The organism is Bombilactobacillus mellis (assembly GCF_000967245.1).
GTDB classification, from domain to species: Bacteria; Bacillota; Bacilli; order Lactobacillales; family Lactobacillaceae; genus Bombilactobacillus; species Bombilactobacillus mellis.
The window spans coordinates 284,941-306,086 of the sequence record NZ_KQ033878.1 but is presented as its reverse complement, the minus strand read 5'-3'; the positions used below and the strand labels follow the sequence as shown (position 1 = coordinate 306,086).

The 21,146-nt window shown below is 36.6% G+C and carries 22 protein-coding genes and 1 pseudogene; 19 read left to right on the top strand and 4 right to left on the bottom strand.

Going from position 1 to position 21,146, the window contains the following annotated elements; genetic code table 11:
• Positions 1 to 16 precede the first annotated feature (16 nt).
• The 7 genes from JG29_RS05685 to JG29_RS05655 all read left to right on the top strand — a co-directional run bounded on the left by JG29_RS05685 (position 17) and on the right by JG29_RS05655 (position 7,178).
• On the top strand, positions 17 to 1,687 hold the full coding sequence (locus JG29_RS05685; RefSeq protein ID WP_045922997.1) for a 6-pyruvoyl-tetrahydropterin synthase-related protein: 1,671 nt from the start codon (positions 17 to 19) through the stop codon (positions 1,685 to 1,687).
• 299 nt (positions 1,688 to 1,986) lie between these two features.
• Entirely contained in the window at positions 1,987 to 2,223 is a 237-nt protein-coding gene (gene secG, locus JG29_RS05680) for a preprotein translocase subunit SecG (RefSeq protein ID WP_045922996.1), read from the top strand.
• A gap of 57 nt (positions 2,224 to 2,280) precedes the next feature.
• Entirely contained in the window at positions 2,281 to 3,036 is a 756-nt protein-coding gene (locus JG29_RS05675) for an alpha/beta hydrolase (protein ID WP_045922995.1), read from the top strand.
• Complete coding sequence (rnr, locus tag JG29_RS05670; RefSeq protein WP_045922994.1) at positions 3,037 to 5,355, top strand: ribonuclease R; 2,319 nt, start codon at positions 3,037 to 3,039, stop codon at positions 5,353 to 5,355.
• A 24-nt stretch (positions 5,356 to 5,379) separates the two neighbouring features.
• On the top strand, positions 5,380 to 5,853 hold the full coding sequence (gene smpB / locus JG29_RS05665; protein ID WP_084232613.1) for an SsrA-binding protein SmpB: 474 nt from the start codon (positions 5,380 to 5,382) through the stop codon (positions 5,851 to 5,853).
• 31 nt (positions 5,854 to 5,884) lie between these two features.
• Positions 5,885 to 6,445 carry a TetR/AcrR family transcriptional regulator gene (locus tag JG29_RS05660; RefSeq protein WP_045922993.1) on the top strand — a complete coding sequence of 187 codons (561 nt, stop codon included), beginning with the start codon at positions 5,885 to 5,887 and terminating at the stop codon, positions 6,443 to 6,445.
• Between the two features lie 181 nt (positions 6,446 to 6,626).
• A complete protein-coding gene (locus tag JG29_RS05655) occupies positions 6,627 to 7,178 on the top strand; it encodes a GNAT family N-acetyltransferase (RefSeq protein WP_045922992.1) in 552 nt (183 codons plus the stop codon).
• Positions 7,179 to 7,199: 21 nt separating this feature from the next.
• On the opposite strand, the gene JG29_RS05650 is transcribed toward JG29_RS05655, so the two are convergent.
• Positions 7,200 to 7,784, bottom strand: coding sequence for an LURP-one-related/scramblase family protein (locus tag JG29_RS05650; protein WP_156961637.1), 585 nt, complete (start codon positions 7,782 to 7,784; stop codon positions 7,200 to 7,202).
• 724 nt (positions 7,785 to 8,508) lie between these two features.
• On the opposite strand from JG29_RS05650, the gene JG29_RS05645 reads away from it, so the two are divergent.
• The 3 genes from JG29_RS05645 to tsaE are packed head-to-tail and all read left to right on the top strand — an operon-like array spanning position 8,509 to position 10,653.
• Entirely contained in the window at positions 8,509 to 9,198 is a 690-nt protein-coding gene (locus JG29_RS05645) for a uracil-DNA glycosylase (protein ID WP_045922990.1), read from the top strand.
• Positions 9,199 to 9,209: 11 nt separating this feature from the next.
• Entirely contained in the window at positions 9,210 to 10,178 is a 969-nt protein-coding gene (gene pta, locus JG29_RS05640; protein ID WP_045922989.1) for a phosphate acetyltransferase, read from the top strand.
• A 7-nt stretch (positions 10,179 to 10,185) separates the two neighbouring features.
• The gene (gene tsaE / locus JG29_RS05635; RefSeq protein ID WP_156961653.1) at positions 10,186 to 10,653 is read left to right on the top strand and encodes a tRNA (adenosine(37)-N6)-threonylcarbamoyltransferase complex ATPase subunit type 1 TsaE; all 468 of its coding nucleotides are present in this window, start codon (positions 10,186 to 10,188) and stop codon (positions 10,651 to 10,653) included.
• A 23-nt stretch (positions 10,654 to 10,676) separates the two neighbouring features.
• Here tsaE and JG29_RS05630 read toward each other — a convergent pair whose 3' ends face one another.
• Positions 10,677 to 11,213, bottom strand: a complete 537-nt coding sequence (locus JG29_RS05630) for a 3'-5' exonuclease (RefSeq protein WP_045922987.1) — start codon at positions 11,211 to 11,213, stop codon at positions 10,677 to 10,679.
• A gap of 101 nt (positions 11,214 to 11,314) precedes the next feature.
• Here JG29_RS05630 and murB point away from each other — a divergent pair, with 101 nt between their 5' ends.
• From murB to glmM, 4 genes are read left to right on the top strand one after another with little or no spacing between them, the layout of a single operon-like run.
• Positions 11,315 to 12,205, top strand: coding sequence for a UDP-N-acetylmuramate dehydrogenase (gene murB / locus JG29_RS05625; protein WP_045922986.1), 891 nt, complete (start codon positions 11,315 to 11,317; stop codon positions 12,203 to 12,205).
• Positions 12,206 to 12,222: 17 nt separating this feature from the next.
• Entirely contained in the window at positions 12,223 to 13,062 is an 840-nt protein-coding gene (gene cdaA / locus JG29_RS05620; protein WP_045922985.1) for a diadenylate cyclase CdaA, read from the top strand.
• Positions 13,059 to 14,069, top strand: coding sequence for a CdaR family protein (locus JG29_RS05615; protein WP_045922984.1), 1,011 nt, complete (start codon positions 13,059 to 13,061; stop codon positions 14,067 to 14,069). Before cdaA ends, JG29_RS05615 begins: the two co-directional genes overlap by 4 nt.
• A 35-nt stretch (positions 14,070 to 14,104) precedes the next feature.
• The gene (glmM, locus tag JG29_RS05610) at positions 14,105 to 15,460 is read left to right on the top strand and encodes a phosphoglucosamine mutase (protein ID WP_045922983.1); all 1,356 of its coding nucleotides are present in this window, start codon (positions 14,105 to 14,107) and stop codon (positions 15,458 to 15,460) included.
• A 254-nt stretch (positions 15,461 to 15,714) separates the two neighbouring features.
• On the opposite strand, the gene JG29_RS05605 is transcribed toward glmM, so the two are convergent.
• Together JG29_RS05605 and JG29_RS05600 are read right to left on the bottom strand one after the other, a co-directional pair.
• Entirely contained in the window at positions 15,715 to 16,599 is an 885-nt protein-coding gene (locus JG29_RS05605; protein ID WP_084232611.1) for an SPFH domain-containing protein, read from the bottom strand.
• A 9-nt stretch (positions 16,600 to 16,608) separates the two neighbouring features.
• Entirely contained in the window at positions 16,609 to 16,944 is a 336-nt protein-coding gene (locus tag JG29_RS05600) for a hypothetical protein (protein WP_045922982.1), read from the bottom strand.
• A gap of 234 nt (positions 16,945 to 17,178) precedes the next feature.
• Between JG29_RS05600 and glmS the strand changes: the two genes are divergently transcribed.
• The 5 genes and pseudogenes from glmS to JG29_RS05585 all read left to right on the top strand — a co-directional run bounded on the left by glmS (position 17,179) and on the right by JG29_RS05585 (position 21,105).
• Positions 17,179 to 18,990: a glutamine--fructose-6-phosphate transaminase (isomerizing) gene (gene glmS, locus JG29_RS05595; protein WP_045922981.1), complete on the top strand. Its 1,812-nt coding sequence runs from the start codon at positions 17,179 to 17,181 to the stop codon at positions 18,988 to 18,990.
• A 319-nt stretch (positions 18,991 to 19,309) separates the two neighbouring features.
• A pseudogene (locus JG29_RS08700) lies at positions 19,310 to 19,549 on the top strand (PTS sugar transporter subunit IIC); the annotation flags it as partial.
• Positions 19,550 to 19,575: 26 nt separating this feature from the next.
• Positions 19,576 to 19,698 carry a hypothetical protein gene (locus JG29_RS08970; RefSeq protein WP_255528558.1) on the top strand — a complete coding sequence of 41 codons (123 nt, stop codon included), beginning with the start codon at positions 19,576 to 19,578 and terminating at the stop codon, positions 19,696 to 19,698.
• A gap of 94 nt (positions 19,699 to 19,792) precedes the next feature.
• On the top strand, positions 19,793 to 20,296 hold the full coding sequence (locus JG29_RS05590) for a VanZ family protein (RefSeq protein WP_045922980.1): 504 nt from the start codon (positions 19,793 to 19,795) through the stop codon (positions 20,294 to 20,296).
• A gap of 77 nt (positions 20,297 to 20,373) precedes the next feature.
• Positions 20,374 to 21,105 carry a YebC/PmpR family DNA-binding transcriptional regulator gene (locus tag JG29_RS05585; protein ID WP_045922979.1) on the top strand — a complete coding sequence of 244 codons (732 nt, stop codon included), beginning with the start codon at positions 20,374 to 20,376 and terminating at the stop codon, positions 21,103 to 21,105.
• Positions 21,106 to 21,146: the final 41 nt, after the last annotated feature.

The window sequence follows — 21,146 nt, the reverse complement described above, 5'->3', positions numbered from 1 at the left end:
TATTTTAGGAGTCATCATGAAGAATCGTAATTATCTAACACTTAAAAACGTAATTATTGGTTTGCTGTTTATAGTTATTAGTCTTTTTTACACATTTTTATTTATTAAACCTGGTAATATTCGGTTATTAGATAGTTATGATTTATTATTTCATTGGAATCGAATCAGTAGTTTAGGCAATATTTTTTCTTCACCTGTTAATTTTAACTATTGGAATCACGTAGGTAATTTTACCAATATTTTTTATCCTTGGTTAACAATTTTACCGGGATATCTGATTTTTCAGTTGGCTGGTTCACCTTTTATCGGTTTTTTAATATTTTTAACTCTTATTACTTTTTTAACCCTGGTTAGTTCCTATTACTTTATGCATAAATTTAGCACTAGCACATTACAGGCTCTTTTATTTGCAGTACTGTATTCACTTTCTTTTTTCCGCTTAGCCAGTGTTTTTTATCGTGTGGGTCTAGCTGAATATTTATCTTATATGTTTATGCCAATGGTTTTTTATGCTTTAGCAAAAATTTTGCAGGGAAACTTTCAAAAATGGCCCTTATTAGCTTTGGGTCTGGGACTTATTATTTTAACGCATCCCTTAACCGCTTTTTTAGTAATCATGATGATTGGTGTTTTCGTGGTCTTGATGCTGTTTACTAAAATTGCGCATAATTGGCGTTACTGGGGAAACCTCTTTTTAAGTGCGGGGAAAACTTTGCTGCTGTCAGCTTTGTTAAGTTGCGGTTTTATTGTTCCATTGTTGGAACAAAAAAAAGCCATTAATACTAATCGTCCGGCCTTACTTAATTTAGCGCAAACAGCGCAAGATCCTCTACTCTTACTAAAGAATTCTTTACAGACAGACGTTCGTAGCTATTCGCTTGGGATTATAGCAATTTTAGCAGTCATTACTATTGTTATTTTTATCTGGCGAGATACAACCGCCTATCGTTTAGTAGCTGTTGCCGCATTACTGGCGATTTTTCTATCGACGAAACTGTTTCCTTGGCAATATTTGCAAAATACTTTCTTTAATTATCTTCAATTTCCGTGGCGTTTTTTAAATCTGGCTAATTTCTTTTTGGCAGTATATTTGAGTCACATTATCAGAAAGATTTTTCAAAAAAGTACCGGAATAATGCAATTATTAGCTTTTTCAGCCGTTTTAGCCGGTTGTTTGACCCAAGTAGTGCTTAGTTCACAGCAGTTGTTTGAAAACACCAAGCCGCTGGCAATTGTTACTCCTCAAAACATCCAATCTAAAATTTACAGTTTTGATCAGCAAGACTATTATCCCCAAAAAAGTCTGCCGGTACTTGCCACAATTAAACAGCATCAATTTTTTGTAAATGGGAAAAAAGTACACACTTTTTACCATACTACTGCTAATACTTTTAATGTTAAATACTATAGTCAACACCCCGTAAAATTAGATATTCCGGTTTTGTACTATCAAGGAGTGGAGGCAAGCATTAATAATATTAGGCAAAAAGTTCAAAATTCAGCGCGGGGAACGGTTCAATTGCGGCTACAACCCGGAGTTAATCAGATCGAAATTAGTTATCACTATACTTTCCTGGCTCAAGTTAGTCTGTTGATAAGTCTATTAGCGCTAGGATGGTTATTACTACTTTTAGTTCGCTCTACGAAGACCATCAATCTAAATGCTGGAGCTGATAATTCTGAGTAGAAATTGGTGTTGTTTTAATAATTAAACAGTTAAAATAACTTGGACTTTCGACATGAGATCTGAATTCTTCTTGCCTAATAATTTGGTTCATAATTCATTGCGAAATTACTTCTATTGGTTTTTAATGGTCTACAATTTTTGCTATATCAATAAAAATTGCAAAAATTTTCCAGATTCCATTGTTGTCGATTTTTCAAAAAATTAATGGCGGTATTTTTCGCCTGGAGAGCATCTCTTGCTGGTAAAGCCGGTAATTTTATGATATCCTAGTTAGAGTGCTAGTAGCGGAGGTTTTTAATTTGTATAATCTAATCATGAATATTTTGATTATTGACTCTATTTTAATCGTTATTGCCGTTATGATGCAGCCTCAAAAACAGCAAGATGCGTTAAATGCTTTGTCTGGAGGAGCCGGAGATTTATTTAGTACCCAGAAAAAGCGTGGCTTTGAAGCTTTTATGGAAAAGGTAACGGCAATCTTGGCAATTATTTTCTTTGTTTGTGCGTTAGCGTTAGCTTTCCTATCATCGAAATAATTATGAAATCCTCCTGTTTTTGACGGTAGGATTTTTTTGTATTGTGAGGTTTTAATAATGAAAATAGTACCACCGCAAACTTTATTTACCGATCGTGGGCCACAGGCCATTATCCTGCTTCATTCTTATACGGGTTCACCGAATGATTTTCGTTCCTTAATGCGGGGGTTGGCCCAAGCCGACTATAGTGTTTATGCTCCCCTCTTTACCGGCCACGGAACGAACAATCCCACAGATGTTTTAACACAGGGCAGTGTGCAAGCTTGGTGGCAGGACACCCAACAGGCTATTGATTTTGTTCAGCAGCATAACAAACATTTGTTGGCAATTTTCGGTTTATCTTTAGGTTCAATCTTTGCCTTAAAAGCTCTAGAAAATTATCCTCAGATTGATCTGGGAGGAGTTTTTGGGTCCCCAATGTTTGCTTCCGATATGACCAACGTGCGCGCTGGATTTTTCCAATATGCTCAAAAAATTGAACAACACCAGGATCTGAGCTTTGGACAACAAACTCAGCAACAGCGGTTGATTGAACAATTACTCAATCCGGCCCTGAATGCTATTTCGCAGACGACACTAGAAGTGCGGCAGCAGTTGTCCCAAATTAAACAGCCACTTTTTATTGGCCATGGAAGTAATGATGAAATCATTAATAATGTTTCTTCTAAACTTTTACGCGAGCATGTTCAGACTACCGTAGATTTCCATCTTTATCCTAATGCTGGCCATGTGATTACAGTTAATAAGGCACGACCGCAATTGGAACAAGATTTATTACAATTTTTATCTAAAAATAGGAGTATAACAAACTGAATGGAATTTGAAAAAAACAAGTTGATTTCTGATGTTTTAGAAATCTTTCGGCATTATCCTGATCGACGCTATACGGCACAACAAATTACTGATCTTTTACGTTTGCACGGCAAAACTGCTTATAACCGAATTCTAAAGGCTTTAGCTATCCTAGAAGGCGAAAATAAGATCACGGTTAATAATAATAATCAATTTAAACTAGCACCGATTAATCAAACTGTAACGGGTACTTTTCGGGCTAATGATCGAGGTTTTGGGTTTGTTCGTTATGATGAAGAAGAACCAGATATTTTTATTGCGCGGCCTAACACTTTGCATGCTATTAATGATGATGAAGTGGAAGTGAAGATTGTTAAACCGGCTAATCCTTGGGGTGATAATGGAGCTGAGGGTCAAATTACCAAGATTTTGGATCACGGGGTCAAAAAACTAGTGGGTGAGTTTATGCCTTACAGTGAGATTCAGGCTCGTAAAACTGGTCTACTTGGTTATGTTCATAGTTATGAAAAAAAATTAGCTAATAACCCTGTTTTTATTAAAAATACTGGTATTAGTCCGCAAATGGGAGATATGGTACAGGTGGAAATCATCTCTTATCCTAGTGATGAATTTCCCCGCAGTATGTTGGGAATTGCCTTGAAAACTCTTGGTAATAAAGATAATCCCGGCGTCGATGAAATGACCATTGTTTATCAAAATGAGGTAAAAGATGAGTTCCCTAATGAAGTTTTACAGGAAGCTCAAAACATTCCCGATCAGCTACAACCAGTAGATTGGCAAGGACGGCGCGACAATACCAAACAGCAAGTGGTTACGATTGATGGGGATGATTCTAAGGACTTTGACGATGCGGTCACTGTTTGGAAATTAGAAAATGGCAATTTCCATTTGGGTGTTCATATTGCTGATGTTAGCCATTATGTCAAAGTAGGCAGCTGGTTGGATCGCGAAGCATATGAGCGGGGCACGAGTACTTATTTAGTTGATCGTGTCATTCCGATGCTGCCTTTTCGTCTATCCAACGGTATTTGTTCCCTAAACCCTCAAGAAGACCGCTGTACTTTAAGTTGTGACATGGAAATTAGCTCTACTGGACAAATTTTGCATCATGAAATTTATCCTAGTGTTATTCGATCCCAGGCCCGCTTAACTTATAATAATGTGAACAAGATTTTAGATGGGGATCCATTATTGCGGCAGGAATATCATAATCTGGTACCGATGCTGGAAGAAATGGCACAACTACACGAAATATTATTTAAAATGCGTCATCAACGAGGAGCCATTGATTTTGAAGAAACTGAAGCTCAAATTATTGTAGATGAAAATGGCAAACCAATTGATATTAAATTGCGGGAACGCGGAACTGCTGAAAAAATGATTGAATCTTTTATGTTGGCAGCCAATGAAACTGTGGCCGAGCATTATAATAAAATGCACGTTCCCTTTTTATATCGGGTTCATGAACAACCAGACCCAGATAAAGTAAAAAACTTTTTTGAAATGGCAAGTTCTTTTGGACTTTCTGTTGCTGGTAATGCACAAGACGTTTCTCCAAAAATGTTTCAAGCAGTGCTAGAAAAAGTGGCAGATACCCCGCAAGAAGCGGTAATTACTACAATGTTATTACGCAGCTTGCAACAAGCGAAGTACTCACCTGATCCGCTCGGACATTTTGGTTTAGCGGCCACCTACTATACTCATTTTACTTCTCCTATTCGGCGTTATCCTGATTTGATGGTGCACAGAATGATTCATAGCTACGCCCAGGAAGGGACCGCGTTACCAATTCAGGAAAAATGGAACGAACGCTTGCCTGAAGTTGCAGTTCATACTTCTGCTTGCGAGCGAAAGTCGATTGATGTCGAAAGAGCTGTCGATGACTTGAAGAAAGCCGAATATATGACAGACAAAGTTGGTCAGGAATTTGATGGGGTTATTAATTCAGTCACCAGTTTTGGCATGTTTGTTTCTTTAGAAAATACCGTTGAAGGCTTAATTCATATTTCTAATATGTTAGATGATTATTATGAATTTCACGAACAGGAATTATCCTTGGTGGGAAAAAGAACCCATAAGACCTATACAATGGGTGAGGCCATTAGAGTTCGTTTGATTCGGGCTGATGCCCAGCAGCGCCAAGTCGACTTTGAACTGGTTTTGAAACCAGAGGAACAAAAACGTGCCGATGAAGAAAAGAAACGGCGCTTAGCTGCTAAGCCTCAAGGAAGATCCAGACATCGTTTTAACAATAAAAATAATTCTGCTAAAACCAAAAATAACAACTCTAGAAAAAATAAATATGAGCGTAAGTTGTAATTATGATTAAGAAGGTGATTTGATTTGAAAAAACATCCCCAAAAAGCAGCCAATGTTATGGCGACTAATAAAAAAGCCCGTCACAACTATAATATTTTAGAAACTTATGAGGCAGGAATCGTTTTAACCGGGACAGAAATCAAGTCAATTCGTGCTGGACGTATGAACATAAAAGATGGTTTTGCTCAAATCCATAATGGAGAATTATTACTGTCTAATGTGCATATCAGTCCTTATGATCAAGGCAATCAATTTAATCATGACCCTTTACGCAATCGAAAATTACTTTTGCATAAAAGAGAAATTAATAAAATAGCTGGTCAAATTCAAAAAAAAGGTGTTACCGTTGTGCCTTTAAAAGTCTACTTGAAACACGGTTTTGCTAAAGTTTTGCTGGGGGTTGCCGAAGGTAAAAAACTATATGATAAACGTGAGACTTTAAAACGCCGGGATCAAGAACGGGAAATACGGCGGCATTTAAAAAATGTCTTACGTTGATTTAATACTATAACTAAAAGTGAGGAAGGATATGTCAGCTGCGGTTACTTCTGGTTATCTGCTTAGAAAATTATGTAATTTATTAGAGCAGCCTCAAGGGGCTAATTTAACTATTAAAGAATTAACTGCTTGTTGTGCGGTCAGCCGTAGTACTATTTATCGACATTTTCCGGCTGGTTTGCAAGATCTTTGTTTGGCAATCTTAAAAGAAGAAGCTAATAAGCTGTTGCAATACGAATGTAATAGCTGGCAGGGTGTAATTGAGGTTAGTGTTAATTACATTGCTCAACACCGCTGGCGTTTTATTAATCTTTATAAATTAGTTATTCTTGAACAAACTCCGAGTTTTTGGTTAAAAATTTTTAAAAAGTTTTTGTTGTCTTATATTACCCAGCAACTGCAAGCTGATCAATTACTGGATTTTGTTCAGAAACGGCCTTATGAATTAGATTTTCTGGCGGCGGGTATATTATTTCAGCTTTTAGTTTGGTTAGATGGTCAATTGAAAACTAAACCCGAAGTAGTTATTCAACAATTGCTGAGCGGAGTTCAGTTATTTTTATTTCACTTTTATCAAAATCAATGTGATTAAATATTCTCAAAATGAGACATATTTATTAAAATGTAGCTTTATCTTCACAGGCAATGTTGTTATCATGAAAGCGTCAGCAATTCTGCTGGCGACAAATTTTTAAATCAGTAAACGATCGTAAAAAAGGCCATCCGGCCTTTTTGTGATTTATGTTATTTAATTATAGACAAAGGATGGATTTATGCTTAGACGTGCCAACGCCCAAGATGCGCAAGTAGTATTAGAACTTTTACAACAAATTTTTACAGATATGGAATTAGAAATAATGCAAAAATATCCTCAGCAAATTCATAATTTACTAGAGGAAACTTTTCGTGAACCAAAGGTTTATCAAAATACAATTGTAATCGAAAAAAAGCAGCAGGTAGTGGGAGTCTTGATCGGTTATCCAGCGGCTTTAGAAAAAGAAATTAATAGTTATTATCAAAAGTTAGCTCCTAAATATGGTTTACCACGTAATTTAGAGCTGTTTGCAGAAGAAAGCTGGCCTGATGAATGGTATTTAGATTCTATCGCCGTTGCCCCGGCTTATCAGGGACAGGGGTTAGCTACTAAATTAATTGCAGCACTTCCGCAATTTTTTGATGTTTCTTTGGTGGGTCTAAATGTTGATTTTCAAAATCAACGGGCTTTACGCTTATATCAACACTTAGGTTTTCGAATTGTGGGAACGACAAAAATTGGTTCTCATCAGTATCATCATATGCAAAAAAGTATCTTTCCCAATGATTAATGCTGAAGAAGCTGATTAAAATTAGTTTTTGTCAGAGGGAAAATTAATATTTCTTTTCAATTGCACTCTTAATTGCCTCCCTTTTAAACGTTCTAAGGAACGTTTATTTTTTGTATTACGACTAGTCTGATTTAAAACAGCTGCTAGTAAAATTCCAACTTTATATTCTGCATTATCATTAATATTTAAAAGATATCCTTCATGTCCATTTTTAAAGTAAATGTTATCAACAGTCATAATTACTTGATGATGAAAATCATGAACCACATAATTATTTTCGATTAGGTTACCAGTAATTAACCAATGCACTGTAGGAGCGAGCATAAGTTGATGACGGGAATTGTTGAGGTGATACACTTTGGTGATTAAATTGGACCCAATTTTAATTTGATAATTAGGCCAGCTGCTATGAGATATTTGTTCAATACTTCCAATAACATCTTGACTAACGCCTAGTAAATTATAACTGGTTTTCCAATGGGGCGGAATCCGAATTAAGTAGTACAGAGGTTCTTGTTTAACGTTGGTAATTTGAATAATGCCGGCAATATTAGCAGCATTAAATTGCATATAAAAGATCATTATTTGATACCACTCTTTCTGCATCCGTTCAACTTAAGGTTTGAACAAAAGCTTATTAACATCAAAGTTATTGGGATAGTCTTGTTTTGCAGAGTTAATTAGTAATGTTTAATAAGTTTACTACGTATGATTCATAATAAGAAGTGCGCGTTCAACAAAATATTTTTAAACATGGTTATTAAAAATACTCTAGAATTTTAGCTAGAAGCAGCTTTTGTTAAAAAAGAGACTCCTGGCTAGTAATTGTAAATTAGAGCTCGGTATACTTTGGTTGATAACAAGCAAGCTGTGAGTAAAAGTGAGGTTGATTAATTTACAATGAGTTGTTGCAGGAGCTCTTGTCGTTTTATACAATAAAACTAGAAATTGATTTTTGAGAACTAAACTGTCTTTTGAATTCTGGGCCTCTAACTGGTAGAATAGATACCACTGGTGGTTACGATTTCATAATAGAGGTGATGTTTTTTAAAAAAAGTAACATTTGTCAAAATATAGTGGCCGCACCAAGAAATTTGCTGGTTGTTTTTAGTTTCAAATATCTTTGAAATTAGTCTAGAAGTTAGCTCTTGAACTCAGAAATTGGTTGAGAAATGACTGTAATGACAGTAACAAGAAAAGATATTAGCAGCTTAAAATAGTTACTTGAATAAAGTAAGTTTCTTTTAGTGGCAGTTATTAAATTTTGGCATGTGGAAAACTTCTTTTGACGTTATACTAAAATTTTACCATAAGCAGGGTGATTATTGAGTTGAAACAACTAATAAAAAATGACTGGCAGGATGTTTTAGGGGCCGAATTTGATAAAGAGTATTATCGACAACTGCATCAATTTTTGAAGCGGGAATATCAAACTCAGACCATTTATCCTGATATGTATCATATTTTCCAAGCCTTTGAGTGGACCTCATTTCAAGCAACTAAGGTGGTCATCTTAGGGCAGGATCCTTATCATGAACCACATCAAGCTCATGGCTTAAGTTTTTCCGTTTTGCCTGGCAATAAGGTACCACCTTCCTTACAAAATATTTATAAGGAATTGCAAGCAGATGTCGGCTGTACTCCCGTTAATCATGGTTATTTAAAACATTGGGCTGATCAAGGAGTCTTATTATTAAATTCTGTGTTAACAGTGCGCCGTGGGAAGGCTTTTTCTCATCAAGGCAAAGGTTGGGAAAAATTGACTGATCAGGCTATTAGCAAACTTTCTGAAAAAGGTCATGTAGTCTTTATTTTATGGGGAAAAGCAGCCAAATCGAAGTCAAGTTTAATTGATACCCGGCAAAATACTATAATTAGTTCAACTCATCCCAGCCCGTTTTCCGCAAATTATGGTTTTTTTGGTTCGCATCCTTTTTCCCGGGCTAATCAAGCATTGACCCAGTATGGAGAAACGCCAATAGATTGGCAATTACCGGCACAACCAGAAACAGAAAATTAGGAGGCAATATGATGGAATTGTTTGAATCGTTAAAGCAAAAGATTAAGGGAAAAAATTTACGAATTGTATTTCCAGAAGCAACTGATGAACGGATTTTAAAAGCGGCTGTGCGCTTGCAGCAAGAAAATCTGGTCGAACCAGTTTTTTTGGGTGCTGCTGAAGAAATTCAAAAAGCAGCACTTGCTGCTGGAGTTACTACTTCCCAGATTAAAATTTTAGATCCTAATAATTATTCTGATTTTGAACAAATGGTGGATGCCTTTGTAGAAAGACGTCACGGCAAGAATACTAAAGAACAAGCACAAAAGATGCTCCGTGATCCTAATTATTTCGGTACTATGCTTGTCTTTTTGGGACAAGTTGACGGAATGGTTTCTGGAGCGGTTCATCCTACTGGAGATACGGTACGTCCGGCTTTACAAATTATTAAAGTTAAGCCGGGGTTAACGCGGACTAGTGGGGCTTTTATTATGCAAAAAGATGATCAGCGTTATTTATTTGCAGATTGTGCCATCAATATAAATCCTAATAGTCAAGAATTGGCCGAAATTGCAGTTACTTCCGCCAAAACGGCTCAGTTATTTGATATTGATCCCAAAGTGGCCCTATTAAGTTTTTCGACTAAAGGTTCTGCTAAAAGCGATGAGGTTACCAAAGTAGCAGAAGCTGCAAAATTGGCTCAACAGATGGATCCTGATTTGGCCTTGGATGGAGAATTACAATTTGATGCTGCTTTTGTGCCGAAAGTAGCTCAACAAAAAGCACCTAATTCTGCGGTTGCTGGTCAGGCTACAGTATTTGTTTTCCCAGAATTGCAATCGGGAAATATTGGTTATAAGATTGCCCAGCGTTTTGGTGGTTTTGAAGCAATTGGCCCAGTTTTGCAGGGATTAAACAAGCCGGTTTCAGATTTATCACGCGGTTGCAATGAAGAGGATGTTTATAAATTATCCTTAATTACTGCAGCCCAAGCACTCTAATATGACAATGCACCTGGTAACTACCAATTATCAAGCAACCATCGCTTATGGGTATCAATTAGGCCAATTATTACAGCCCCAAGATCTGATCTTATTAGATGGTGATTTGGGAGCTGGTAAAACAACGCTAACTCAAGGTATTGCCCAAGGGCTAGGAATTAAACGACCGATTAAAAGCCCCACCTTTACTTTAATTCGCGAATATCAGTCGGGGAGAATTCCTTTATATCATATGGATATGTATCGTTTAGAAAATTCTTCAGCTGATGAATTAGGATTAAGTGAATACTTTAATGGGGATGGAGCTGTAGTCATTGAATGGTCCCAATTTATTAAGGATTTAGTACCTACAAGTTATTTGCGGATCGTTCTTAAGCAACAACAGCCGACTAGTCGTGAATTAACTTTTCAGGCCTTGGGCTGTCGTTATCAACAATTGCTGCAGCAGTTCCAACAAGCAATTGCTGATAAGTAATTATAACCATATTAAAAAGATGACTAATGAATTAATTTGGTCATCTTTTTAATTGGCTCTTCGCCAAACTGAAGGGCAGTTTTAATTAGAATTTCGGCACAGGCAATGGTATCATCAAGAGCGTGATGATGGTGGTTTAATGGGATTTTGAGAAGCTGAGCAACGGTATTGAGCTTATGGTTAGGCATTTGCGGATATAATTTTCGTGAGGTTCGCACTGTATCAATAGCTGGATAAGTTGGCGCCGGTAAATTAAACATAGCTAAAGTTTCCCGGAGAACCCGGGTATCAAACGGAGCATTGTGCGCAGCGATCAAATTGTCTTGTGTAAAAAGGGATTGAATATGAGGCCAAACCTGATCAAAGGTAGGGGCCGATTGGACATCCGCTGGTTGAATATGGTGAATAGCGATGTTGCGATAATTAAAATTTTGTAAAGGATTAATTAATGTATAAAATGTATCTGTGATTTGGTTATTTTCGATTAAGGCTAAAGCTAATGAGCAAGCGCTAGAGCTTTTTCCATTAGCAGTTTCAAAATCCATGGCAACAAAATTCATAATTTACTTCCTTTTTTGTAACTATCTGGTCTTTCATTATATACTATAAGTATTGCCAAGGAGAAGTTTTAATTTCTAATACTGTTAAGAGGTTAATTTAAATGACAAATGATTTACTGACGTTACCAATTAAAATTAAGACTAATGAACCTTTAAGTCGGTATACGTATACTAAAACAGGTGGGCCAGCCGATTATCTAGCGTTTCCTACTACTCGCCAAGAATTAAAAGATCTATTAGTAAGGGCTCGAAAACAAAAAATGCCCGTAACTACTTTGGGCAATTCCAGCAATTTAATTATTAAAGATGGCGGTATCCGGGGTTTGGTCATTATGTTGCCGGAGTTCAATAAAATTGAAGTCAAAAAACAGCAAATTACCGCAGAAGCGGGGGCGGCCATTATTGCAGTTACTAAGGCAGCCAGTAAGGCTAGTCTCACTGGCTTGGAATTTGCAGCCGGAATTCCTGGCAGTGTTGGTGGAGCTATTTTTATGAATGCAGGGGCTTATGGAGGAGAAATCGCTAATGTAGTCAGCAGTATTGATGAAATTTTGCCCGATGGCCGCGAAGTACAAATTAGCGGGTCAGACTTGCATTTTGGTTATCGTCATAGTATTGTCCAGGAAAATCATGGTATCGTAGTAGCAGCCACTTTTAATTTAGAGGTAGGTCAGCAGCCACAAATTCAAGATAAAATGGATGAATTAAATGCTTTAAGGCGTTCAAAACAGCCTTTAGAATATCCATCTTGCGGTAGTGTCTTTAAACGGCCACAAGGCCATTTTACGGGTCCCTTAATTATTAAAGCCGGATTACAAGGCAAAAGTATCGGTGGGGCTCAAGTATCCAACAAACATGCAGGGTTCATTATTAACACCGGCAATGCCACTGCCACGGATTATTTACAACTAATTCAGTTAATTCAAAAAACAGTCAAGGAAAAATTTGCGGTACAATTAGAAACTGAAGTCCGCATTATTGGGGAAGATTAGAAATTAAGGATGATCCTATGCAAAATTTTATCAGTAACTTATTTACGCTCAATACTTTAACCAATATTATTGATGTTTTATTTGTTTGGTTTTTGATTTATAAACTATTGATGCTTATTCGCGGTACAAAAGCTATTCAGTTATTAAAGGGTTTATTAATTATTATTATTATAAAATTGATTAGCTGGTTTTTAAATCTTCACACGGTGGCTTATTTAACTGATCAAGTTTTTAATTGGGCTGTAATTGTAATTATCATTATTTTTGCTCCGGAAATTCGCCGTGGATTAGAGAAATTGGGCCGCATTCCCATCTTTTTGCCTGTTAAAAATGAACAAAAAGATATTGCAGATAACTTAATTCAAGCTTTGGATAAATCCATTCAGTATATGTCAAAAAGACGGATTGGGGCGTTAATTACAATCCAGATGGATACCGGCTTAGAAGAATATGTGGAAACTGGCATTAAGCTCAATGCCGATGTTACGGGTGAATTATTAATCAATATTTTTATTCCCAATACTCCGTTACATGATGGAGCGGTAATCGTTAATAAGAACAAAGTCGAAGTAGCAGCGGCCTATTTACCTTTGTCTGAAAGCAATGCTATTCCTAAGAAGCTAGGTACCCGACATCGAGCAGCTGTAGGTATTAGCGAAGTGACTGATGCTTTGACGGTTGTAGTTTCTGAAGAAACCGGCAGTGTTATGATTACTCACAAAAATCACATGCTGCAAGATTTAAGTCGTGAGGATTATCTCAATTACTTGCGAGCCCAATTAGAACCGCGGGAAGAAAAAACTAAATCCTTTTTGAGTAGTCTTTTAACCGGGCATAAAGGAGAAAATACTAAATGAATAAATGGCGTCAGTTTACTAATTCTAAATATTTTTATATGCTCTTATCTTTGGCTTTAGCAATCTGGATTTATGTTAGTGTTTCTGCTCCCAGTATTGGCAGCACCCGTAATGCTACTAACTCTAATAATGTGGCTGTAGCTGAAAAAACAGCCACAGTTAATATGAGCTTACAAGTAGATGTGGATTCTAATAGTTTTTTTGTCACTGGATATCCGAAACAAGTAGCAGTTAAAATCCAGGGACCTGCGGCTTTAGTCACAGCTACCAAAAATACGCAAAATTTTACTACTTACATTGATTTACGGCAATTAGGAATTGGCAAGCATCGAGTTCGTGTTCGTCAAAATGGTTTAAATCGTGAGTTAAAGTATAGTATTAAACCGGAATATGTAGATATTGATATTGAACCGCGCATGGAAAAAACTTTCCCTATTCAAACAGCCTATAATAGTGCCGGAGTAGCTGAAGGCTATCAGGTGGGGGAAATCTCTGTTCGTCCACAAGTAGTACAAGTTGTCGGAGCCCGCTCGGAAGTGCAGAAAGTAAGTCAAATTGTCGCACGTGCTAATTTGCCGAAGGATTCCACGACTGATTTTAATCGTGAAGTACTGTTACAAGCCTTAGACAGTCAAGGTCATACCTTATCAGTTCTCTTGTCTCCGCAAACTGCTAATGTTAAAATTCCGATTTCTTTGCCGAAAAAAAGAGTTCCCGTTAAATTTACCCAAACCGGCTCTAGTGACAAGACCTATAGTTTTTCGTCCGAGATATCGGCGGTCACAATTTTTGCTCGTAAGTCTGTCTTAGATAAGATTAATGAACTGGAAATTCCAATTGATGTTAATAAGTTAGATAAGAAGAATTATGAAATAATAACCCTTAATCAGGTGAAATCTGATATCATAGACTCAAGCCCGCGCACTATTAAAGTATATATTCACCGCGGAGATGACTCTGAATCGAATACTACTAATAGTGGTGAAATTAATGGAAGCAATCAATGAATTAATAAATAAGCAAGTAAGAGGTAAAAATAAAGATGGTTAAATATTTTGGTACTGATGGAGTTCGCGGAGTTGCTAATAAAGAACTCTCTCCGGAACTGGCTTTTAAATTAGGTCGTTGCGGAGGTTACGTTTTATCAGAACAAAAAGATAAAGATGATGACAGACCAACAGTTTTAGTTGCTCGCGATACAAGAAAATCTGGGCAAATGTTGGAAATGGCCTTAATTTCAGGACTATTATCAGTTGGAATTGAGGTTTTGGACTTAGGTGTTATTACTACTCCGGCCGTAGCCTATTTGGTTAAAGTCCAAGATGCGGATGCGGGAATAATGATTTCTGCTTCCCATAATCCGGCCAGTGACAATGGGATTAAATTTTTTGGACCTGACGGTTATAAATTGAAAGATTCTACGGAAGAGGAAATCGAACATTTCTTAGACCAAGAAGTTGATAGCTTGCCACGTCCGGCAGCGGAAGGACTGGGAACGTTAGAAAGTTATAAAGAAGGTTCGCTCAAATATTTAGAATTTTTACGACAGAGTATTTCTGAAGATCTATCAGGAATTAAAGTAGTTTTAGATGGTGCTAATGGTTCTACCAGTGATTTATTGACAAAATTGTATGCTGACTTAAATGTAGATTTTACCACTATAGCCACTAATCCGGATGGTACGAATATTAATGACGGTGTTGGTTCTACTCATCCGGAAAAACTGGCTCGAGAAGTTGTTGCCCAAAATGCTCAGGCAGGACTGGCTTTTGACGGTGATGGTGATCGTTGTATCGCGGTTGATGAAAAAGGCAATATTGTTGATGGCGATAAAATTATGTATATTTTGGGAAGCTATTTTAAAGATCACGGCCGTTTAAAAAAAGATACCGTCGTGACCACGGTGATGAGTAATTTAGGATTATATAAAGCTTTGGCGGCTAACGGAATGAAGTCAGTGCAAACCGCTGTAGGCGATCGTCATGTGGCAGCAGAAATTGTGAAAAATGGTTATAACTTGGGCGGTGAACAGTCCGGACATATCATTATATTTGATGTTCATAATACTGGCGATGGTATGTTGACCGGAATCCAATTGTTAAATGTTATTAAACAAACTGGTAAAAGTTTGTCTGAATTAGCCGCACCGGTAAAAACTTATCCGCAAAAATTAGTTAATATTAAGGTTGCTGATAAGAGAAATTGGCGTAACTATCCTGCTATTCAGGCTGAAATTGATACAGTCGAAAAAGAAATGAATGGTGACGGTCGTGTCTTAGTTCGGCCGAGTGGAACGGAACCTTTACTAAGAATTATGGTTGAGGCCGCTACTGAAGAGCAGGCTAATCAATACACGCAGCAAATTGCCCGTGTAGTTCAAAATGAAATGGGATTTTAAGAATAATTAGATAAAATAAAAAGCTTATCGTGTTTTTTGAAGATAAGCTTTTTTCTTTTTGAAAAAATATTTTTCTTAATCAAAGAGTTACCATGAAAAATAATAACTGGAAAATTTTGGTTAATGTTCATTTTGATGAATAAAAAGGATATATTTTAGTGGTTGAAAAACTGTACTATGAGGTTATTTATAATATTTAACCTATATTATAAAATTCATCCTGATTATAAACCAATTAATGTAAAATCTAAATTTTAATTATGTTCTTCCAGACTTGTTGGTTCGTCTTTTTGGGCTTGGACGTCTTTACTAGGCTTTGAATTTTTATCGTGATTAGTAATAGCCTGTGCTAAAAGTGCCGTCTGACCGTAATTACTATTGTCATTGTTAGGCACAACCACAATATTAGCTGGTGAAGCAGCTAATTTACTATAAGCATTAATTGATTGATTCTGAAAATATTTTTCATCCGCATGGGTTAAACCTGCTTGAACGGTATCAATCCGATAACGCTCCGCATCAGCCTTAGTCCGGGTTGCTTCTGCCTGCGCTTTAGCAGTTGCAATTAAAGCGTTATTTTTGGCTTCATTGGTAAGGCGAATCGATTCAGCTTCACCTTCGGCTTTAGCAATAGTAGCAATCCGTTGCCGATCGGCGGTTAACTGTTTGTCCATTGCCCGTTGAATTTCTTCTGAAGGCAGTAATTCATCAATATTGATCCGATCAACATTAATACCATATGTATTGGTTAAATCGCCAATTGCTACAGATAAATCAGCATTAATTTTAGCCGTGGAGCCTAAGGCATCATTTAATTCCATGCGGCCAATAATATCGCGTAAATGTCCTCTGACTAGCTGGGCCATTGATTCTACGGAATCAGTATTATTATATTCATATTTAACAGCATCTGTAACATGGTAATTAAGGGTAATGGAAGTAGAAACTTCAGCATTATCCTTAGTAATAATCGAATAGTGCGGCAGTTCAATTGGTTGCATAGCTAAACTGACTGTCCGAATATGCTGGACAAGGGGAATATAAAAATGCAGACCTGATTCAACACTACGTTGATATTTACCAAATAGTTCTACTAATCCTTGACAGTTTTGGGGTACTATTTTAATTCCTAAGGGCATTGTCTAACCTCACTTTTTAATTGCTCTAATGGTAAGTATATTACCGGTAACGCCAATCACTAAATAGGCCGTCGAATTCAGAATGGGTGCATTATTTTCAGTTAAATAACGGTAAAAAATCCCGTTAACTTTAAGTAAACCACTTTCTGGAAAAATTTGCGCTGGACTTACTATTTGATTGAGTACTAGCTGATTTTCAATAGACGGAATCTCATTATTTTGTAGAGCTTGTCGAACACTTTGAATAATAAGTTGATCAATACTAATATTTTGCGCTTGGGCGGCACTCTTTAATTGTTGATAGAGTTCACTAGGAAAGCGAATAGTTGCTAAAATCGTTTTCATTTTTACTGGACTCCTTTTATAAATTTAATAATATCATACTAGTATTATTAAGAATACAGTAAATTTATAATTAAGGAACGATTACTTGAAAAGGCTTGATAAAAAGAGAAGAAAAATAGGCATACCAATTATAGATATTTATTGACAATTATATCCTATATTGCTAAGATACCAATTGTTGAGTGATGTTATATTCAACTAATTAGGACTATACCAATTTTAGGAGAGAAATTTATGTGTGGAGTTATAGGCGTGGTTGGCAACAATAATGCCACGGAAATACTGTTATCAGGATTAAAAAGACTAGAATATCGAGGCTATGATTCTGCAGGAATATATGTTAATGACCAACATGGGAATGACCATTTAATTAAACGTGTAGGAAAAATCGTTAATTTGCAACAAGCAATCACTAATGAGGATAGCGGAATAACCGGGATTGGTCATACTCGCTGGGCCACTCACGGTAAACCTAGTCAAAGTAATGCGCATCCGCATTTTTCTCAAGATCGGCGTTTTTATTTAGTGCATAACGGAGTAATTAATAATTTTGCAGAGCTGAAAGCTAAATATTTAACAGGAGTAGAATTTCAAAGTGATACTGATTCTGAAGTAGTAGTTCAACTGGTTGATTATTTTGCGGTAACAGATCAAGTTGATGCTTTAACAGCTTTTCGCAAAACTTTGCAGTTATTGGAAGGCTCCTATGCTTTTGCCTTAATGGATCGTCAAGAACCGGATAAGATTTTTATTGCTAAAAATAAGAGCCCTTTATTAATAGGTCTAGCAGCCGGTTATAATTTGATTTGTTCGGATGCTTTGGCCTTTTTGGATCAAACTGATACCTTTTTAGAGATTCATGACGGCGAAATGGGAATAATTACTAAGGATAATGTGCAACTAACAACTTTAGATAATCAGCCGGTCCAAAGACAGCCTTATCAAGTGCAAATGGATGCTAATGATCTTTCTAAGGGAACTTACGACAGTTATATGCTCAAAGAAATTGATGAACAACCAGCTGTCTTACGGCGAATTAGTGAGTACTATTATTCTTCAGAGCAAGATAAGCTGGCTCCACAGTTGTTAGACGATTTACAAAAGGCAGACCGCTTATATATTGTAGCCGCAGGTACCAGTTATCATGCCGGTTTAGTGGCGCGACAATTATTTGAAGAATTAGCAGATATTCCTGTGGAAGTTCAATTAGCCAGTGAATTTGGTTATCATATGCCGAAACTTTCTGCACATCCGTTTTTTATTTTCTTAAGTCAAAGTGGAGAAACTGCTGATAGTCGGCAGGTGTTAGATCAAGTGCGGCACTTAAATTATCCTACGTTAACAATTACTAATGTTATCAATTCTACTCTGGCAAGAGAAGCTGAATACAGTCTGCCTTTATGTGCGGGCCCAGAGGTTGCTGTTGCTTCTACTAAAGCTTATATTGCCCAAATTGCTGTTCAGGCGATTCTGGCTCAAAAATTAGGTTTACGAAAGAAAATTGCAGCAGCCAGCGAGTTAGATGTCGCTCAGCAATTGGGTCTTGCGGCTAATGCCATTCAAACTATTGTTGATCAAAAAGATTATTTGGAACAATTAAGTCATGATTATTTTGCTCAGCAAAACGCGGCTTTCTTTATTGGCCGAGGGAACGGTTATGCTGTTGCCATTGAGGCAGCTTTAAAATTAAAAGAAGTTTCATATGTGCATGCTGAAGGTTTTGCTGCAGGAGAATTAAAACATGGAACAATTGCTTTAATTGAAGAACAAACACCAGTTGTTGCCTTTATTTTAGAACAAAGTACGGCGGCACATACGAGAAGTAATGTCAAAGAAGTTTTAAGTCGGGGTGCACATACTTTAATTATCAGTAAACAAAGTTTGGCTCAAGAAGGAGATCAATTAGTTGTAGCTGATTTAGATGAACGCTTGATGCCTTTGGTTGCGATAGTTCCTGCCCAGTTATTTGCATATTATACAGCGGTTGAACGTGGAAACGACGTTGACCAGCCGCGAAATTTAGCCAAAAGTGTGACAGTAGAATAGTTTATTAATTAATGGAGACCGATTTTTAGGTGAGACTTGGTTTTGCTAACAGTGAAAAAGTAGTTTTTATAATCTAGAATTCTTGCAGTTGTACTAATATTGTTTTTATAAAAATAAGACTTTTGAAATTGAAGCCAAGTGAGCTTTTTATAATTCTTTTCCTAAGATGATGAAATTGTTTTTTAGTAGTTAGACCTGAAATTTCCCAATATCATGTGTCTTATGACTGATCTAAAAGGAGAAAGATCATGAATAATTTTGTCAATTTTTAGAGAAAAAAGTTGTACTGGTAGCTAATAAATTGGGACAGCAAAGACATATGGCTGCTATCAGGAAAGGGATTATTTCTACTTTACCTTTAACAATTGTAGGTTCTTTTTTTACAATCTTATCAAATATGCCCATTCCGGCTGTGGCTCATTTTTTAGCCCCTTATCAATAAATATTAGATATACCTTTTCGTTTTACTGTTGGTATTTTGTCGTTTTATGCCACTTTTGGGATAGCCTCTTCACTGGCGCGGTATGATAAATTAGATCCGTTGACCATTGGAATTATTTTTAACCGATAGCTGTGACCATTTTTATGGATGCTATTATTTTAGATAAATATTTACAAATTTTTGAAAAATTAGATCAAAGTAAAAAATTTAGTTTATTTATTAAAAAATTACCGCATAATCGACATTTGTCCGCAAAGATAGAATAAAGAAAGATCAATCTTTAATTCTATCTTTTTTGGTGGAAGCTTACTTTTAGTATTAAAATTACTCTTAGTAAAGAATTTAATGAGGTTAGTATAAATGAAAAAAAGTTTCCAGTGGCTGGCCCTGCTGCTCATTGTGTTAATTATCGGTGGACTTTTCCTCAGTTCTTCCATGAGTTATCAGCAACAAACTTTGATTCCCTTTTTGAAACATTATTTAGCTGGCCAACCCGGATATGACACTTTAAGTAATATCAAATTTATCTATGCGGGCAAAGAAGAATCCATTGCTGCTGTTGGCTATTTTAAGTTAGTAGAATTTTTTATCCGTAAATTGGCCCATTTTAGTATTTTTGGTTTATTAGGCATTGTAACTTTTTGGTTTTTAAAAGATGAAATGCACAATCGGTTTCTCGCACCTTGGGTGGCTTGGTTTACAGTTACCGGCTGGGCCAGTTTTGATGAATTTCATGAAATGCTGACTTTTGGACGAACACCATTGGTGGAAGATGTGATGTTAGATAGTGCCGGAGCTTGTTGTGGAATAATTATAACAGTCTTGATCTTACTGGTTTATCAAAAATTAAGTAAAAAAGATTGAAGCAAAAGCAATATTCTGGTATGATAATATACGGTTTTATGTTTTTTACACTAAACAGAGAAAGAAGGAGTTAGCGGATGTCAGGACATTCTAAGTGGCATAATATCCAAGGACGTAAAAATGCCCAAGACGCAAAGCGAGGCAAAATTTTTCAAAAACTTTCCCGCGAGATTTATATGGCAGCAAAGAGTGGTGATCCTGACCCAGCGAATAACGCAGCTCTTCGTTTGGTGATGGATAAAGCACGTGCTGCCAATATGCCTAAAGACAATATTAAACGTGCGATTGACAAAGCTTCCGGTGCTGGCGGGGCTAATTATGAAGAAATAACTTATGAAGGTTATGCACCTGGTGGAGTAGCAGTTTTAGTTAATGCTTTAACTGATAATAAGAATCGAACAGCTACTTCTGTGCGGGTAGCTATTACCCGTAATGGCGGCAGCATGGGTTCTGCTGGATCAGTTTCTTATTTGTTTGATCGTAAAGGTTATATTGTGATTGACCGTTCCACAACAGATGCCGATGAAGATCAAATGTTAGAAGATTTAATGGAAGCAGGCGCAGATGATTTACGGACTTCTGATGACGCTTATGAAATTTATACTGATCCTAAAGAGTTTTCAGCTGTTCGAGATGCCTTAGAAGCTAAGGGCTATCAATTAGCCAATGCTTCTTTAACAATGATTCCGAAAAATACAGTACCTGTTCCAGAAGATAAAAAAGAACAATTTGAACATATGATTGATCAATTAGAAGATGACGATGATGTTTCTGAAGTTTATACAGCGGCAGCTGAGGAAGACGAATAGAAGCAATTAAAAAGATCCCGAAAAATTCGGGATCTTTTTTT

Bases quoted from the DNA above. Each gene is read 5' to 3' on its own strand.
- JG29_RS05630 (WP_045922987.1), bottom strand. From the start codon at position 11,213: ATGAATTTTGTTGCCATGGATTTTGAAACTGCTAATGGAAAAAGCTCT.
- JG29_RS05615 (WP_045922984.1), top strand. From the start codon at position 13,059: ATGAATAAATGGCGTCAGTTTACTAATTCTAAATATTTTTATATGCTC.
- JG29_RS05585 (WP_045922979.1), top strand. From the start codon at position 20,374: ATGTCAGGACATTCTAAGTGGCATAATATCCAAGGACGTAAAAATGCC.
- JG29_RS05685 (WP_045922997.1), top strand. From the start codon at position 17: ATGAAGAATCGTAATTATCTAACACTTAAAAACGTAATTATTGGTTTG.
- pta (WP_045922989.1), top strand. From the start codon at position 9,210: ATGGAATTGTTTGAATCGTTAAAGCAAAAGATTAAGGGAAAAAATTTA.
- JG29_RS05605 (WP_084232611.1), bottom strand. From the start codon at position 16,599: ATGCCCTTAGGAATTAAAATAGTACCCCAAAACTGTCAAGGATTAGTA.
- murB (WP_045922986.1), top strand. From the start codon at position 11,315: ATGACAAATGATTTACTGACGTTACCAATTAAAATTAAGACTAATGAA.
- glmS (WP_045922981.1), top strand. From the start codon at position 17,179: ATGTGTGGAGTTATAGGCGTGGTTGGCAACAATAATGCCACGGAAATA.
- JG29_RS05600 (WP_045922982.1), bottom strand. From the start codon at position 16,944: ATGAAAACGATTTTAGCAACTATTCGCTTTCCTAGTGAACTCTATCAA.
- JG29_RS05675 (WP_045922995.1), top strand. From the start codon at position 2,281: ATGAAAATAGTACCACCGCAAACTTTATTTACCGATCGTGGGCCACAG.
- rnr (WP_045922994.1), top strand. From the start codon at position 3,037: ATGGAATTTGAAAAAAACAAGTTGATTTCTGATGTTTTAGAAATCTTT.
- JG29_RS05655 (WP_045922992.1), top strand. From the start codon at position 6,627: ATGCTTAGACGTGCCAACGCCCAAGATGCGCAAGTAGTATTAGAACTT.
- glmM (WP_045922983.1), top strand. From the start codon at position 14,105: ATGGTTAAATATTTTGGTACTGATGGAGTTCGCGGAGTTGCTAATAAA.
- JG29_RS05590 (WP_045922980.1), top strand. From the start codon at position 19,793: ATGAAAAAAAGTTTCCAGTGGCTGGCCCTGCTGCTCATTGTGTTAATT.
- JG29_RS05650 (WP_156961637.1), bottom strand. From the start codon at position 7,784: ATGCAGAAAGAGTGGTATCAAATAATGATCTTTTATATGCAATTTAAT.
- cdaA (WP_045922985.1), top strand. From the start codon at position 12,223: ATGCAAAATTTTATCAGTAACTTATTTACGCTCAATACTTTAACCAAT.
- JG29_RS05660 (WP_045922993.1), top strand. From the start codon at position 5,885: ATGTCAGCTGCGGTTACTTCTGGTTATCTGCTTAGAAAATTATGTAAT.
- JG29_RS08970 (WP_255528558.1), top strand. From the start codon at position 19,576: ATGGATGCTATTATTTTAGATAAATATTTACAAATTTTTGAAAAATTA.
- tsaE (WP_156961653.1), top strand. From the start codon at position 10,186: ATGCACCTGGTAACTACCAATTATCAAGCAACCATCGCTTATGGGTAT.